We start from the raw sequence: 12,500 nt of genomic DNA, 5'->3' as shown, positions 1-12,500 counted from the left end.
GAGGCGTCGAGAAGATGGCTAAGCAGATCAAGGGCGTCCTGGGCGAGAAGCTCGGCATGACCCAGGTCTGGGACGAGAACAACCGTGTCGTCCCGGTGACCGTCGTCAAGGCCGGGCCCTGCGTCGTTACCCAGGTCCGTACCAATGACACCGACGGCTACGAGTCGGTCCAGATCGCCTTCGGCGAGATCGACCCGCGCAAGGTGAACAAGCCCCTCAAGGGCCACTTCGCCAAGGCCGACGTGACCCCGCGCCGCCACCTGGTGGAGCTCCGTACCTCCGACGCCAGCGAGTACACGCTCGGCCAGGAGATCACGGCTGCCGTGTTCGAGTCCGGCGTCAAGGTTGACGTCACGGGCAACAGCAAGGGCAAGGGCTTCGCCGGTGTCATGAAGCGCCACAACTTCCGGGGCCTCGGCGCCGGTCACGGTGTGCAGCGCAAGCACCGCTCCCCCGGTTCGATCGGTGGCTGCGCCACCCCTGGGCGTGTCTTCAAGGGCATGCGCATGGCCGGTCGCATGGGTAACGAGCGCGTCACCACCCAGAACCTGACCATCCACGCGGTTGACGCGGAGAAGGGTCTGCTCCTCATCAAGGGCGCGGTCCCCGGTCCGAACGGCGGCCTCGTCCTGGTCCGTACCGCGGCCAAGGGGGCTTGAGGTAATGAGCACCATTGACATCCTTTCGCCGGCTGGCGACAAGGCCGGTACCGTCGAGCTCCCCGCGGAGATCTTCGACGCGAAGACCAGCGTTCCGCTGATCCACCAGGTCGTCGTCGCCCAGCTGGCCGCTGCCCGTCAGGGCACGCACAAGACCAAGACCCGTGGCGAAGTCCGTGGTGGTGGCAAGAAGCCTTACCGCCAGAAGGGCACCGGCCGCGCCCGTCAGGGTTCGACCCGCGCTCCGCAGTTCGCCGGCGGTGGCGTCGTCCACGGCCCCGTGCCGCGTGACTACTCGCAGCGCACCCCGAAGAAGATGAAGGCCGCCGCCCTCCGCGGTGCCCTCTCGGACCGCGCGCGCCACTCCCGCATCCACGTCGTCACCGGCGTGGTCGAGGGTGCCGCCTCCACCAAGGCCGCGAAGACGCTGTTCGGCAAGATCTCGGAGCGCAAGAACCTGCTCCTGGTCGCCGAGCGCTCTGACGAGCTGGCGTGGCTGTCCGCCCGCAACCTGCCCCAGGTTCACATCCTGGAGCCGGGCCAGCTGAACACGTACGACGTGATCGTCTCTGACGACGTGGTCTTCACCCAGGCCGCGCTCGAGTCCTTCGTGTCTGGCCCCAAGGCCGATGAGACCGAAGGGAACGAGGCCTGATGTCTGAGGCGACCGTTACCAGCAAGACCTTCACCGACCCGCGCGACCTGCTGATCAAGCCGGTCGTCTCGGAGAAGAGCTACGCGCTGCTGGACGAGAACAAGTACACGTTCATCGTCGCGCCCGGCGCCAACAAGACCCAGATCAAGCAGGCCGTCGAGGCGGTCTTCTCGGTCAAGGTCACCGGGGTCAACACGATCAACCGTCAGGGTAAGCGCAAGCGCACCAAGACCGGTTTCGGCAAGCGCGCCAACACCAAGCGCGCCATCGTGACCCTTGCCGAGGGCAACCGTATCGACATCTTCGGCGGCCAGGCCTCCTAACGGGGGTCTAGTCGTCCGGAATCGGACGAGGACTGAGAAATGGGTATCCGCAAGTACAAGCCGACGACCCCGGGCCGTCGTGGCTCCAGCGTCGCCGACTTTGTCGAGATCACGCGGTCCACGCCGGAGAAGTCGCTGGTCCGCCCCCTGCACAGCAAGGGCGGCCGTAACAACACCGGTCGTGTGACCGTTCGCCACCAGGGCGGTGGCCACAAGCGCGCCTACCGCGTGATCGACTTCCGTCGTCACGACAAGGACGGCGTGCCGGCCAAGGTCGCGCACATCGAGTACGACCCCAACCGCACCGCGCGCATCGCGCTGCTGCACTACGCCGACGGCGAGAAGCGCTACATCATCGCGCCGCGCGGTCTGCAGCAGGGCGACCGGATCGAGAACGGCCCCACGGCCGACATCAAGCCGGGCAACAACCTCGCGCTCCGCAACATCCCGGTCGGTACCACGATCCACGCGATCGAGCTCCGCCCCGGTGGCGGCGCCAAGTTCGCGCGTTCGGCTGGTGCCTCCGTGCAGCTGCTCGCGAAGGAGGGCGTGATGGCCCACCTCCGCATGCCGTCCGGTGAGATCCGTCTCGTCGACGCGCGCTGCCGCGCCACGGTCGGCGAGGTCGGCAACGCCGAGCAGTCGAACATCAACTGGGGCAAGGCCGGCCGCATGCGCTGGAAGGGCGTCCGCCCGACCGTCCGCGGTGTCGCGATGAACCCGGTTGACCACCCGCACGGTGGTGGTGAGGGCAAGACCAGCGGTGGTCGCCACCCGGTCTCCCCGTGGGGTCAGAAGGAGGGTCGTACTCGCTCGCCGAAGAAGGCTTCGAGCAAGTACATCGTCCGCCGCCGCAAGACGAACAAGAAGCGCTAGGAGCGGGTTTAGATGCCGCGCAGTCTCAAGAAGGGGCCCTTCGTCGACGACCACCTCGTAAAGAAGGTGGACGCCCAGAACGAAGCCGGCACCAAGAACGTCATCAAGACCTGGTCCCGTCGCTCGATGATCATCCCCAGCATGCTGGGTCACACGATCGCGGTGCACAACGGCAAGACCCACGTCCCGGTGTTCGTCACCGAGTCGATGGTCGGCCACAAGCTCGGCGAGTTCTCGCCGACTCGCACCTTCCGCGGCCACGTCAAGGACGACCGGAAGTCGAAGCGCCGCTAATCGCGGGGTGGTTACGACTATGACTAACACCGAAGGGACAACCATGGAAGCCAGGGCCCAGGCGCGGTACATCCGCGTCACGCCCATGAAGGCCCGCCGCGTGGTGGACCTCATCCGTGGCATGGATGCCACGGAGGCTCAGGCGGTCCTGCGTTTCGCCCCGCAGGCCGCGAGCGTGCCGGTCGGCAAGGTGCTGGACAGCGCCATTGCCAACGCCGCGCACAACTACAACCACCCGGACGCCTCCACGCTGGTCATCAGCGAGGCGTACGTGGACGAGGGCCCGACCCTGAAGCGGTTCCGTCCGCGTGCCCAGGGCCGTGCCTACCGGATCCGCAAGCGGACCAGCCACATCACCGTGGTCGTCAGCAGCAAGGAAGGTTCCCGGTAATGGGCCAGAAGGTAAACCCGCACGGGTTCCGACTCGGCATCACCACGGACTTCAAGTCCCGCTGGTACGCCGACAAGCTGTACAAGGACTACGTCAAGGAAGACGTCGCCATCCGTCGGATGATGACGTCCGGCATGGAGCGCGCCGGCATCTCGAAGGTTGAGATCGAGCGCACCCGTGACCGCGTGCGTGTGGACATCCACACCGCTCGTCCCGGCATCGTCATCGGCCGCCGCGGCGCCGAGGCCGACCGCATCCGCGGCGACCTCGAGAAGCTCACGGGCAAGCAGGTCCAGCTGAACATCCTCGAGGTCAAGAACCCCGAGCTCGACGCTCAGCTGGTTGCTCAGGCCGTCGCCGAGCAGCTCTCCTCCCGCGTCTCCTTCCGTCGTGCCATGCGCAAGAGCATGCAGGGCACCATGAAGGCCGGCGCCAAGGGCATCAAGATCCAGTGCGGCGGCCGTCTCGGCGGCGCCGAGATGTCCCGCTCCGAGTTCTACCGCGAGGGTCGTGTGCCGCTGCACACGCTGCGCGCGAACGTGGACTACGGCTTCTTCGAGGCCAAGACCACCTTCGGCCGTATCGGCGTGAAGGTCTGGATCTACAAGGGCGACGTCAAGAACATCGCCGAGGTTCGCGCCGAGAACGCTGCGGCCCGTGCGGGTAACCGCCCGGCCCGTGGTGCCGGCGCTGGCGACCGTCCCGCCGGCCGTGGTGGCCGTGGTGGCGAGCGCGGCGGCCGTGGTGGCCGCAAGCCGCAGCAGGCTGCTGGTGCCGAGGCCCCCAAGGCCGACGCTCCCGCCGCCGCTCCGGCTGAGAGCACCGGAACGGAGGCCTGACCGACATGCTGATCCCTCGTAGGGTCAAGCACCGCAAGCAGCACCACCCGAAGCGCAGCGGTATGGCCAAGGGCGGTACTGAGGTCTCGTTCGGCGAGTACGGCATCCAGGCGCTCACCCCCGCCTACGTGACGAACCGCCAGATCGAGGCGGCTCGTATCGCGATGACCCGCCACATCAAGCGTGGCGGCAAGGTCTGGATCAACATCTACCCGGACCGTCCGCTGACGAAGAAGCCTGCCGAGACCCGCATGGGTTCCGGTAAGGGTTCCCCGGAGTGGTGGATCGCGAACGTGCACCCGGGCCGGGTCATGTTCGAGCTGTCCTACCCGAACGAAAAGATTGCGCGTGAGGCTCTCACTCGTGCGGCCCACAAGCTGCCGATGAAGTGCCGCATCGTCAAGCGCGAGGCAGGTGAGTCGTGATGGCGACGGGAACCAAGGCGTCCGAGCTCCGCGAGCTCGGCAACGAGGAGCTCGTTGCCAAGCTGCGCGAGGCCAAGGAGGAGCTGTTCAAGCTCCGTTTCCAGGCGGCCACCGGCCAGCTGGAGAACAACGGCCGGCTCAAGTCCGTCCGTAAGGACATCGCTCGCATCTACACCCTGATGCACGAGCGTGAGCTCGGTATCGAGACGGTGGAGAACGCCTGATGAGCGAGAACAACGTGACTGAGACGAACGAGCGCGGCTTCCGCAAGACCCGTGAGGGTCTCGTCGTCAGCGACAAGATGGACAAGACCGTCGTCGTCGCCGTCGAGGACCGCGTCAAGCACGCGCTGTACGGCAAGGTCATCCGCCGTACGAACAAGCTCAAGGCTCACGACGAGCAGAACGCTGCCGGCGTCGGCGACCGCGTCCTCATCATGGAGACGCGTCCGCTGTCGGCGAGCAAGCGCTGGCGCATCGTCGAGATCCTCGAGAAGGCCAAGTAATCACTCCGGGGGGCTTCCCCCGGATTCGTTCCGCCAGGCTCGGCCGGGGCTCCGCGAAGGAGCCCCGGCCGGGAACCGGCAGACAAACAGGAGATAGACGTGATCCAGCAGGAGTCGCGACTGCGTGTCGCCGACAACACTGGTGCCAAGGAGATCCTTTGCATCCGTGTTCTCGGTGGCTCCGGTCGCCGCTACGCGGGCATCGGTGACGTCATCGTCGCCACCGTCAAGGACGCGATCCCCGGCGGCAACGTGAAGAAGGGTGACGTCGTCAAGGCCGTCATCGTTCGCACCGTCAAGGAGCGCCGCCGCCAGGACGGCTCGTACATCCGCTTCGACGAGAACGCCGCCGTCATTCTGAAGAACGACGGCGACCCTCGCGGCACCCGTATCTTCGGCCCCGTCGGCCGTGAGCTGCGCGAGAAGAAGTTCATGAAGATCATCTCGCTCGCGCCGGAGGTGCTGTAAGCATGAAGATCAAGAAGGGCGACCTGGTCCAGGTCATCACCGGTAAGGACAAGGGCAAGCAGGGCAAGGTCATCGCGGCCTTCCCGACCGAGTCCCGCGTCCTGGTCGAGGGTGTCAACCGGGTCAAGAAGCACACCAAGGCTGGGCAGAACCAGGCCGGCGGCATCGTGATCACCGAGGCCCCCGTCCACGTGTCCAACGTCCAGCTGGTCGTGGAGAAGGACGGCAAGAAGGTCGTCACCCGCGTCGGTTTCCGCTTCGACGACGAGGGCAACAAGATCCGCGTTGCCAAGCGCACGGGTGAGGACATCTGATGGCTACCACTCCGCGTCTGAAGACGAAGTACCGCGAGGAGATCGCGGGCAAGATGCGTGAAGAGTTCTCCTACGAGAACGTCATGCAGATTCCCGGCCTCGTCAAGATCGTCGTGAACATGGGTGTCGGCGACGCCGCCCGTGACTCGAAGCTGATCGACGGTGCCATCCGCGACCTGACGACGATCACCGGTCAGAAGCCGGCCGTCACGAAGGCCCGCAAGTCCATCGCGCAGTTCAAGCTGCGTGAGGGTCAGCCGATCGGCTGCCACGTCACCCTCCGTGGTGACCGCATGTGGGAGTTCCTGGACCGTACGCTGTCGCTCGCGCTGCCGCGTATCCGTGACTTCCGTGGTCTGTCGCCGAAGCAGTTCGACGGCCGTGGCAACTACACCTTCGGTCTCACCGAGCAGGTCATGTTCCACGAGATCGACCAGGACAAGATCGACCGTACCCGGGGTATGGACATCACCGTGGTGACCACGGCGACCAACGACGCTGAGGGCCGCGCGCTCCTCCGTCACCTCGGCTTCCCCTTCAAGGAGGCGTAAGCGAGATGGCGAAGAAGGCTCTCATCGCGAAGGCTGCCCGCAAGCCCAAGTTCGGTGTGCGTGCGTACACCCGCTGCCAGCGCTGCGGTCGCCCCCACTCCGTGTACCGCAAGTTCGGCCTCTGCCGCGTGTGCCTCCGTGAGATGGCTCACCGTGGCGAGCTGCCGGGCGTGACCAAGAGCTCCTGGTAAATCCCTTTCACCCTTTGGGTGTTGAGGTTTTCCAGACGCTCTCGGTAAGCATCAGGTCGGCGGACCGCCCTGCCCGCATGCCGTAGGCTTGTGGGGTTGGGCGTCCGCCGCCCTATCGACTTACTACGCCGTAGGTCCCCGTGCCGCACCCGTCCCGCCACCGAGTGGGGAGAGGGATGGCACATACAGGAAACCCCGGCGAGAGAGGCCGAAGGCCACTTTCATGACCATGACTGACCCGATCGCAGACATGCTCACGCGTCTGCGTAACGCTAACTCGGCGTACCACGACACCGTCGTGATGCCGCACAGCAAGATCAAGTCGCACATCGCGGAGATCCTCAAGCAGGAGGGTTTCATCACCGGCTGGAAGGTCGAGGACGCCGAGGTCGGCAAGAACCTCGTCCTCGAGCTGAAGTTCGGGCCGAACCGTGAGCGCTCCATCGCGGGCATCAAGCGGATCTCGAAGCCCGGTCTGCGCGTGTACGCGAAGTCCACCAACCTGCCGAAGGTCCTCGGTGGCCTGGGCGTGGCGATCATCTCCACGTCGCACGGTCTCCTGACCGGTCAGCAGGCAGGCAAGAAGGGCGTAGGTGGGGAAGTCCTCGCCTACGTCTGGTAGTCGGGAACGGAGGAAAAGCAATGTCGCGAATCGGCAAGCTCCCCATCCAGGTTCCCGCCGGTGTGGACGTCACCATCGACGGCCAGACGGTCGCGGTGAAGGGCCCCAAGGGTTCCCTCACGCACGTCGTCAAGGCGCCGATCGAGATCGTCAAGGGTGAGGACGGCGTTCTGAACGTCACCCGCCCGAACGACGAGCGTCAGAACAAGGCCCTGCACGGCCTGTCCCGCACGCTGGTGGCGAACATGATCACCGGCGTGACCGCGGGTTACGTCAAGGCTCTCGAGATCAGCGGTGTCGGTTACCGCGTGGCCGCGAAGGGCTCCGACCTGGAGTTCCAGCTCGGCTACAGCCACCCGATCCTGGTCGAGGCGCCCGAGGGCATCTCGTTCAAGGTCGAGTCGCCGACCAAGTTCTCGGTCGAGGGCATCGACAAGCAGAAGGTCGGCGAGGTCGCCGCCAACATCCGCAAGCTGCGGAAGCCCGACCCGTACAAGGCCAAGGGTGTCAAGTACGCCGGCGAGGTCATCCGCCGCAAGGTCGGAAAGGCTGGTAAGTAGCCATGGCATACGGTGTGAAGATCGCCAAGGGCGACGCGTACAAGCGCGCTGCCAAGGCTCGCCGCCACATCCGCATCCGCAAGAACGTCTCGGGTACGGCGGAGCGTCCGCGCCTCGTCGTGACGCGTTCGAACCGCAACATCGTTGCTCAGGTCATCGACGACCTCCAGGGCCACACCCTGGCGTCCGCGTCGACCCTGGACGCTTCGATCCGCGGTGGCGAAGGCGACAAGAGCGCCCAGGCCCAGGCCGTCGGCGCGCTCGTGGCCGAGCGTGCGAAGGCTGCCGGCGTCGAGACCGTCGTCTTTGACCGCGGTGGCAACCGATACGCCGGGCGCATTGCCGCTCTGGCTGACGCCGCCCGCGAAGCCGGGCTGAAGTTCTAAGCCCCGGTTCCGGGACTCACGGACGTAACAGAGAGAGGTAATCCAATGGCTGGACCCCAGCGCCGCGGCAGCGGTGCCGGTGGCGGCGAGCGGCGGGACCGGAAGGGTCGCGACGGTGGCGCTGCCGCCGAGAAGACCGCTTACGTTGAGCGCGTTGTCGCGATCAACCGCGTCGCCAAGGTTGTCAAGGGTGGTCGTCGCTTCAGCTTCACCGCGCTCGTCGTGGTGGGTGACGGTGACGGCACCGTAGGTGTCGGTTACGGCAAGGCCAAGGAAGTTCCCGCGGCCATCGCCAAGGGCGTCGAGGAAGCCAAGAAGAACTTCTTCAAGGTTCCCCGCATCCAGGGCACCATCCCGCACCCGATCCAGGGCGAGAAGGCGGCCGGCGTTGTCCTGCTGAAGCCTGCTTCCCCCGGTACCGGTGTTATCGCCGGTGGCCCGGTGCGCGCCGTTCTGGAGTGCGCCGGCGTTCACGACATCCTGTCGAAGTCGCTCGGCTCCGACAACGCGATCAACATCGTGCACGCGACCGTGGAGGCCCTCAAGGGCCTGCAGCGTCCCGAGGAGATCGCGGCTCGCCGTGGTCTGCCCCTCGAGGACGTCGCCCCCGCGGCTCTCCTCCGTGCGCGTGCAGGGGCGGGTGTCTGATGGCCCGCCTCAAGATCACGCAGACGAAGTCGTACATCGGCAGCAAGCAGAACCACCGCGACACGCTGCGTTCGCTCGGGCTCAAGCGCCTGAACGACGTCGTCGTCAAGGAGGACCGCCCCGAGTTCCGCGGCATGGTGCACACCGTCCGCCACCTCGTGACGGTTGAGGAGGTTGACTAATCATGGCTGAGAACAGCCCGCTGAAGGCTCACAACCTCCGTCCCGCCCCCGGTGCCAAGACCGCGAAGACCCGTGTCGGTCGTGGTGAGGCGTCGAAGGGTAAGACGGCTGGTCGTGGTACCAAGGGTACGAAGGCCCGCTACCAGGTTCCGCAGCGCTTCGAGGGTGGGCAGATGCCCCTCCACATGCGCCTGCCGAAGCTGAAGGGCTTCAAGAACCCGTTCCGCACCGAGTTCCAGGTCGTCAACCTGGACAAGCTCGGTGCCCTCTACCCCGAGGGTGGAGAGGTCACGGTGGCCGACCTGGTCGCCAAGGGCGCGGTTCGCAAGAACAGCCTCGTCAAGGTCCTGGGCCAGGGCGAGATCTCCGTGGCGCTGACGGTTTCGGTTGACGCCGTCTCCGCCTCCGCCAAGGAGAAGATTGCCGCCGCCGGCGGTTCCGTGACCGAGCTCGTCTAAGACGAACTCTGTGACAAATAGCTAAAACCCGACCGGGGATGCCTCACATATGGGGCATCCCCGGTTGGTCGTTCCACGGGGGGCGCAGTCGCCGGTAAGGTGGCCTGCACCTTTGCTTGTACGTAATCGTCGATCCTCAGACCGTCACCTCTGACGCAGTAGCGCGGGGGTCGCAGGAGGCACCGTGCTCACCGCGTTCGCCCGGGCGTTCAAGACGCCCGACCTGCGCAAGAAGCTGCTCTTCACGCTCGGCATCATCGTGCTGTATCGGCTCGGGTCCCACATCCCGGTACCCGGCGTGAGCTACAAGAACGTTCAGATCTGTGTGGACCAGATGGGGAGCAGCAACAGCCTCTTCGGTCTGGTCAACATGTTCAGCGGCGGTGCGCTGCTGCAGATCACGATCTTCGCGCTCGGCATCATGCCGTACATCACGGCGAGCATCATCCTGCAGCTGCTGACCGTGGTCATTCCGAAGCTGGAGAACCTCAAGAAAGAGGGTCAGGCCGGCACCGCGAAGATCACCCAGTACACGCGCTATCTGACGGTCGCGCTCGCGATCCTCCAGGGCACCGGCCTGGTCGCCACCGCGCGTACCGGCGCCCTGTTCGGCACCTGCCCGGTCGCTCGCGAGATCGTCCCGGACCGCTCGATCTTCACCACGGTCACCATGGTGATCACCATGACCGCCGGTACCTGCATCGTCATGTGGCTCGGCGAGCTCATCACCGACCGCGGCATCGGCAACGGCATGTCGATCCTGATGTTCATCTCGATCGCGGCCGGCTTCGTCACCGCCCTCTGGACGATCAAGCTCCAGGGCAAGATCGCTGATGGCTGGGTGGAGTTCGCGGTCGTCATCCTCGTCGGCCTCGCGATGGTGGCCCTGGTGGTCTTCGTCGAGCAGGCCCAGCGCAGGATCCCCGTCCAGTACGCGAAGCGCATGATCGGCCGCCGTGCCTACGGGGGCACGTCCACCTACATCCCGCTCAAGGTGAACCAGGCCGGTGTCATCCCGGTCATCTTCGCCTCGTCGCTGCTGTACATCCCGGCCCTGATCGTGCAGTTCAGCGGTTCGACCGCCGGCTGGGCGACCTGGATCCAGAAGCACTTCGTCAAGGGCGACCACCCGTACTACATCGCCGCCTACTTCCTCCTGATCGTCTTCTTCGCGTTCTTCTACGTGGCGATCTCGTTCAACCCCGAGGAAGTTGCCGACAACATGAAGAAGTATGGTGGGTTCATCCCGGGCATCCGCGCCGGCCGGCCTACCGCTGAGTACCTGAGCTACGTACTCAACCGGATCACCTGGCCGGGGTCGCTGTACCTGGGTCTCATCGCTCTAGTGCCGACAATGGCGTTGGCCGGCTTCGGAGCGAACCAGAACTTCCCGTTCGGCGGGACGAGCATCCTGATCATCGTGGGTGTGGGTCTGGAAACCGTGAAGCAGATCGAGAGCCAGCTCCAGCAGCGCAACTACGAAGGGTTCCTCCGCTGATGCGAATCGTCCTCGTCGGACCCCCCGGGGCGGGCAAGGGAACGCAGGCCGCGTTCCTCGCCAAGAACCTGTCGATCCCGCACATCTCCACGGGCGACCTCTTCCGCGCCAACATCAGCCAGGGCACGGAGCTCGGCCTGCGTGCGAAGGCGTTCATGGACGCCGGTGAGCTCGTTCCCGACGAGATCACCATCGGCATGGCCAAGGACCGCATGGAGCAGTCGGACGCCGCGGGCGGCTTCCTGCTCGACGGCTTCCCGCGCAACGTCGCCCAGGCCGAGGCCCTGGACGAGATGCTCACCGGTGCCGGCATGAAGCTGGACGCCGTCCTCGACCTGGAGGTCGAGGAGGACGAGGTCGTCAAGCGCATCGCCGGCCGCCGGATCTGCCGCCAGGACTCCGCGCACGTCTTCCACGTGATCTACGCGGCTCCGAAGGCCGAGGGCGTCTGCGACCAGTGCGGCGGCGAGCTGTACCAGCGGGGCGACGACTCCGAGGCCACGGTCCGCAACCGGCTGGAGGTCTACCACACGCAGACCGAGCCGATCATCGACTACTACAAGGCCCAGGGCCTGCTGGTGACCATCTCCGCCCTCGGCGAGGTGCACGAGATCACCAAGCGGGCGATGGACGCCCTGAAGAAGTAGTCACTCCTGTTCGTGACCGACAGTACGGCCGCGGTGTCCTTCGGGCATCGCGGCCGTACTGTTGGGAAGACCCCGTTTTTCGAAGGTGGAAGGCCGTTTCATGGTTCAGCTGAAGACCCCCGAGCAGATCGCGAAGATGCGCGAGGCAGGGCTGGTCGTCGCCGCGATCCACGCGGCGACCCGTGAGGCGGCCGTGCCGGGCGCCACGACGCGCGACCTGGACATGGTGGCCCGCAAGGTCATCGCGGACGCCGGGGCGAAGTCGAACTTCCTCGGCTACGGCGGTTTCCCCGCGACCATCTGCACCTCGGTGAACGAGGTCGTCGTCCACGGCATCCCGGACGACAAGACGGTCCTCAAGGACGGCGACATCATCTCCATCGACGCCGGCGCCATCGTCGACGGCTGGCACGGGGACGCGGCGTACACGGCCTTCGTGGGCACCGGTCACGCTCCGGAGCTGGTCGAGCTCTCCCGGGTCACGGAGGAGTCGATGTGGGCCGGCATCGCCGCGATGAAGGCGGGCAACCGCCTCGTGGACATCTCGAAGGCCATCGAGGGCTACATCAAGCGCCAGCCCCGCCCGTCCACCGGTGAGCACAGCCTCGGCAAGTTCGGGATCATCGAGGACTACGGCGGCCACGGCATCGGCACCGAGATGCACATGGACCCCCACCTGCTGAACTACGTCTCGCGCAAGCGGGGCAAGGGCATCAAGCTGGTCCCGGGCCTGTGCCTGGCGATCGAGCCGATGGTGTCCCTGGGCACCCCCCAGACGGAGGTACTCGCCGACGACTGGACGGTCATCACCACGGACGGCACCTGGTCCTCGCACTGGGAGCACTCGGTCGCCCTCACGGAGGCCGGTCCGATCGTCCTGACCAGCCCGGACTGCGGCAAGGCGAAGCTCGCGGAGTACGGTGTCACCACGGCGCCGGACCCCCTCGGGTAGCCGTCGGTTAATGATCTAGACTCTGGGGCAAACTTTCCGGATTCGTCTTTCTGGGT

23 protein-coding genes are annotated in these 12,500 nt (G+C 65.9%); all 23 read left to right on the top strand.

What is annotated here, in order from left to right:
* The first annotated feature begins 14 nt into the window (after positions 1 to 14).
* Entirely contained in the window at positions 15 to 659 is a 645-nt protein-coding gene (gene rplC, locus AB0469_RS07820) for a 50S ribosomal protein L3 (RefSeq protein ID WP_042812328.1), read from the top strand.
* Positions 660 to 663: 4 nt separating this feature from the next.
* Positions 664 to 1,314, top strand: a complete 651-nt coding sequence (rplD, locus tag AB0469_RS07815; RefSeq protein WP_042812330.1) for a 50S ribosomal protein L4 — start codon at positions 664 to 666, stop codon at positions 1,312 to 1,314.
* Positions 1,314 to 1,637, top strand: coding sequence for a 50S ribosomal protein L23 (gene rplW, locus AB0469_RS07810; RefSeq protein WP_007265901.1), 324 nt, complete (start codon positions 1,314 to 1,316; stop codon positions 1,635 to 1,637). The genes rplD and rplW overlap by 1 nt, the downstream gene beginning before the upstream one ends.
* Before the next feature lie 39 nt (positions 1,638 to 1,676).
* Complete coding sequence (gene rplB, locus AB0469_RS07805) at positions 1,677 to 2,513, top strand: 50S ribosomal protein L2 (protein ID WP_007265902.1); 837 nt, start codon at positions 1,677 to 1,679, stop codon at positions 2,511 to 2,513.
* A gap of 12 nt (positions 2,514 to 2,525) precedes the next feature.
* The gene (gene rpsS / locus AB0469_RS07800; RefSeq protein ID WP_007265903.1) at positions 2,526 to 2,807 is read left to right on the top strand and encodes a 30S ribosomal protein S19; all 282 of its coding nucleotides are present in this window, start codon (positions 2,526 to 2,528) and stop codon (positions 2,805 to 2,807) included.
* 43 nt (positions 2,808 to 2,850) lie between these two features.
* On the top strand, positions 2,851 to 3,198 hold the full coding sequence (gene rplV, locus AB0469_RS07795) for a 50S ribosomal protein L22 (protein WP_007265904.1): 348 nt from the start codon (positions 2,851 to 2,853) through the stop codon (positions 3,196 to 3,198).
* Positions 3,198 to 4,037, top strand: coding sequence for a 30S ribosomal protein S3 (gene rpsC, locus AB0469_RS07790; RefSeq protein WP_007265905.1), 840 nt, complete (start codon positions 3,198 to 3,200; stop codon positions 4,035 to 4,037). The genes rplV and rpsC overlap by 1 nt, the downstream gene beginning before the upstream one ends.
* Before the next feature lie 5 nt (positions 4,038 to 4,042).
* Positions 4,043 to 4,462 (top strand): 50S ribosomal protein L16, encoded by a 420-nt coding sequence (rplP, locus tag AB0469_RS07785; protein ID WP_007265906.1) that lies wholly within the window; start codon positions 4,043 to 4,045, stop codon positions 4,460 to 4,462.
* Positions 4,462 to 4,686, top strand: a complete 225-nt coding sequence (gene rpmC / locus AB0469_RS07780; protein WP_007265907.1) for a 50S ribosomal protein L29 — start codon at positions 4,462 to 4,464, stop codon at positions 4,684 to 4,686. The genes rplP and rpmC overlap by 1 nt, the downstream gene beginning before the upstream one ends.
* Complete coding sequence (rpsQ, locus tag AB0469_RS07775) at positions 4,686 to 4,967, top strand: 30S ribosomal protein S17 (protein WP_054222531.1); 282 nt, start codon at positions 4,686 to 4,688, stop codon at positions 4,965 to 4,967. Before rpmC ends, rpsQ begins: the two co-directional genes overlap by 1 nt.
* Positions 4,968 to 5,066: 99 nt before the next feature.
* A complete protein-coding gene (rplN, locus tag AB0469_RS07770; protein WP_003956455.1) occupies positions 5,067 to 5,435 on the top strand; it encodes a 50S ribosomal protein L14 in 369 nt (122 codons plus the stop codon).
* Between the two features lie 2 nt (positions 5,436 to 5,437).
* Positions 5,438 to 5,749 carry a 50S ribosomal protein L24 gene (gene rplX, locus AB0469_RS07765; protein WP_007265909.1) on the top strand — a complete coding sequence of 104 codons (312 nt, stop codon included), beginning with the start codon at positions 5,438 to 5,440 and terminating at the stop codon, positions 5,747 to 5,749.
* Positions 5,749 to 6,300 (top strand): 50S ribosomal protein L5, encoded by a 552-nt coding sequence (rplE, locus tag AB0469_RS07760; protein WP_358893649.1) that lies wholly within the window; start codon positions 5,749 to 5,751, stop codon positions 6,298 to 6,300. The genes rplX and rplE overlap by 1 nt, the downstream gene beginning before the upstream one ends.
* Positions 6,301 to 6,305: 5 nt before the next feature.
* The gene (locus AB0469_RS07755; protein ID WP_003956452.1) at positions 6,306 to 6,491 is read left to right on the top strand and encodes a type Z 30S ribosomal protein S14; all 186 of its coding nucleotides are present in this window, start codon (positions 6,306 to 6,308) and stop codon (positions 6,489 to 6,491) included.
* Positions 6,492 to 6,714: 223 nt separating this feature from the next.
* Positions 6,715 to 7,113, top strand: a complete 399-nt coding sequence (gene rpsH, locus AB0469_RS07750; protein WP_007265911.1) for a 30S ribosomal protein S8 — start codon at positions 6,715 to 6,717, stop codon at positions 7,111 to 7,113.
* 20 nt (positions 7,114 to 7,133) lie between these two features.
* Positions 7,134 to 7,673 carry a 50S ribosomal protein L6 gene (gene rplF, locus AB0469_RS07745; RefSeq protein ID WP_344163490.1) on the top strand — a complete coding sequence of 180 codons (540 nt, stop codon included), beginning with the start codon at positions 7,134 to 7,136 and terminating at the stop codon, positions 7,671 to 7,673.
* Positions 7,674 to 7,675: 2 nt separating this feature from the next.
* On the top strand, positions 7,676 to 8,059 hold the full coding sequence (rplR, locus tag AB0469_RS07740) for a 50S ribosomal protein L18 (RefSeq protein ID WP_030026334.1): 384 nt from the start codon (positions 7,676 to 7,678) through the stop codon (positions 8,057 to 8,059).
* A gap of 45 nt (positions 8,060 to 8,104) precedes the next feature.
* Positions 8,105 to 8,707, top strand: coding sequence for a 30S ribosomal protein S5 (gene rpsE, locus AB0469_RS07735; RefSeq protein WP_007265914.1), 603 nt, complete (start codon positions 8,105 to 8,107; stop codon positions 8,705 to 8,707).
* On the top strand, positions 8,707 to 8,889 hold the full coding sequence (gene rpmD / locus AB0469_RS07730; protein ID WP_005313525.1) for a 50S ribosomal protein L30: 183 nt from the start codon (positions 8,707 to 8,709) through the stop codon (positions 8,887 to 8,889). The genes rpsE and rpmD overlap by 1 nt, the downstream gene beginning before the upstream one ends.
* 2 nt (positions 8,890 to 8,891) lie before the next feature.
* The gene (gene rplO / locus AB0469_RS07725; protein WP_042812339.1) at positions 8,892 to 9,347 is read left to right on the top strand and encodes a 50S ribosomal protein L15; all 456 of its coding nucleotides are present in this window, start codon (positions 8,892 to 8,894) and stop codon (positions 9,345 to 9,347) included.
* A gap of 184 nt (positions 9,348 to 9,531) precedes the next feature.
* Complete coding sequence (secY, locus tag AB0469_RS07720; protein WP_366450440.1) at positions 9,532 to 10,845, top strand: preprotein translocase subunit SecY; 1,314 nt, start codon at positions 9,532 to 9,534, stop codon at positions 10,843 to 10,845.
* Entirely contained in the window at positions 10,845 to 11,492 is a 648-nt protein-coding gene (locus AB0469_RS07715; protein ID WP_366450439.1) for an adenylate kinase, read from the top strand. Before secY ends, AB0469_RS07715 begins: the two co-directional genes overlap by 1 nt.
* A gap of 100 nt (positions 11,493 to 11,592) precedes the next feature.
* Complete coding sequence (gene map / locus AB0469_RS07710; protein WP_366450437.1) at positions 11,593 to 12,444, top strand: type I methionyl aminopeptidase; 852 nt, start codon at positions 11,593 to 11,595, stop codon at positions 12,442 to 12,444.
* Positions 12,445 to 12,500: the final 56 nt, after the last annotated feature.

It is taken from the genome of Streptomyces sp. NPDC093801 (assembly GCF_040701585.1).
Taxonomy (GTDB): Bacteria; Actinomycetota; Actinomycetes; order Streptomycetales; family Streptomycetaceae; genus Streptomyces.
Note: the sequence above shows the minus strand (reverse complement) of the source record. Positions and strands in the feature narration are given on the sequence as shown.

Coding starts and splice junctions, on each gene's coding strand:
- rplE (WP_358893649.1), top strand. CDS start 5,749: ATGGCTACCACTCCGCGTCTGAAGACGAAGTACCGCGAGGAGATCGCG.
- rplD (WP_042812330.1), top strand. CDS start 664: ATGAGCACCATTGACATCCTTTCGCCGGCTGGCGACAAGGCCGGTACC.
- rplF (WP_344163490.1), top strand. CDS start 7,134: ATGTCGCGAATCGGCAAGCTCCCCATCCAGGTTCCCGCCGGTGTGGAC.
- AB0469_RS07715 (WP_366450439.1), top strand. CDS start 10,845: ATGCGAATCGTCCTCGTCGGACCCCCCGGGGCGGGCAAGGGAACGCAG.
- AB0469_RS07755 (WP_003956452.1), top strand. CDS start 6,306: ATGGCGAAGAAGGCTCTCATCGCGAAGGCTGCCCGCAAGCCCAAGTTC.
- rplW (WP_007265901.1), top strand. CDS start 1,314: ATGTCTGAGGCGACCGTTACCAGCAAGACCTTCACCGACCCGCGCGAC.
- map (WP_366450437.1), top strand. CDS start 11,593: ATGGTTCAGCTGAAGACCCCCGAGCAGATCGCGAAGATGCGCGAGGCA.
- rpsS (WP_007265903.1), top strand. CDS start 2,526: ATGCCGCGCAGTCTCAAGAAGGGGCCCTTCGTCGACGACCACCTCGTA.
- rplO (WP_042812339.1), top strand. CDS start 8,892: ATGGCTGAGAACAGCCCGCTGAAGGCTCACAACCTCCGTCCCGCCCCC.
- rpmD (WP_005313525.1), top strand. CDS start 8,707: ATGGCCCGCCTCAAGATCACGCAGACGAAGTCGTACATCGGCAGCAAG.
- rpsQ (WP_054222531.1), top strand. CDS start 4,686: ATGAGCGAGAACAACGTGACTGAGACGAACGAGCGCGGCTTCCGCAAG.
- rplP (WP_007265906.1), top strand. CDS start 4,043: ATGCTGATCCCTCGTAGGGTCAAGCACCGCAAGCAGCACCACCCGAAG.
- rplB (WP_007265902.1), top strand. CDS start 1,677: ATGGGTATCCGCAAGTACAAGCCGACGACCCCGGGCCGTCGTGGCTCC.
- rplV (WP_007265904.1), top strand. CDS start 2,851: ATGGAAGCCAGGGCCCAGGCGCGGTACATCCGCGTCACGCCCATGAAG.
- rplR (WP_030026334.1), top strand. CDS start 7,676: ATGGCATACGGTGTGAAGATCGCCAAGGGCGACGCGTACAAGCGCGCT.
- rpsC (WP_007265905.1), top strand. CDS start 3,198: ATGGGCCAGAAGGTAAACCCGCACGGGTTCCGACTCGGCATCACCACG.
- rplC (WP_042812328.1), top strand. CDS start 15: ATGGCTAAGCAGATCAAGGGCGTCCTGGGCGAGAAGCTCGGCATGACC.
- rplX (WP_007265909.1), top strand. CDS start 5,438: ATGAAGATCAAGAAGGGCGACCTGGTCCAGGTCATCACCGGTAAGGAC.
- rpsH (WP_007265911.1), top strand. CDS start 6,715: ATGACCATGACTGACCCGATCGCAGACATGCTCACGCGTCTGCGTAAC.
- rpmC (WP_007265907.1), top strand. CDS start 4,462: ATGGCGACGGGAACCAAGGCGTCCGAGCTCCGCGAGCTCGGCAACGAG.
- rpsE (WP_007265914.1), top strand. CDS start 8,105: ATGGCTGGACCCCAGCGCCGCGGCAGCGGTGCCGGTGGCGGCGAGCGG.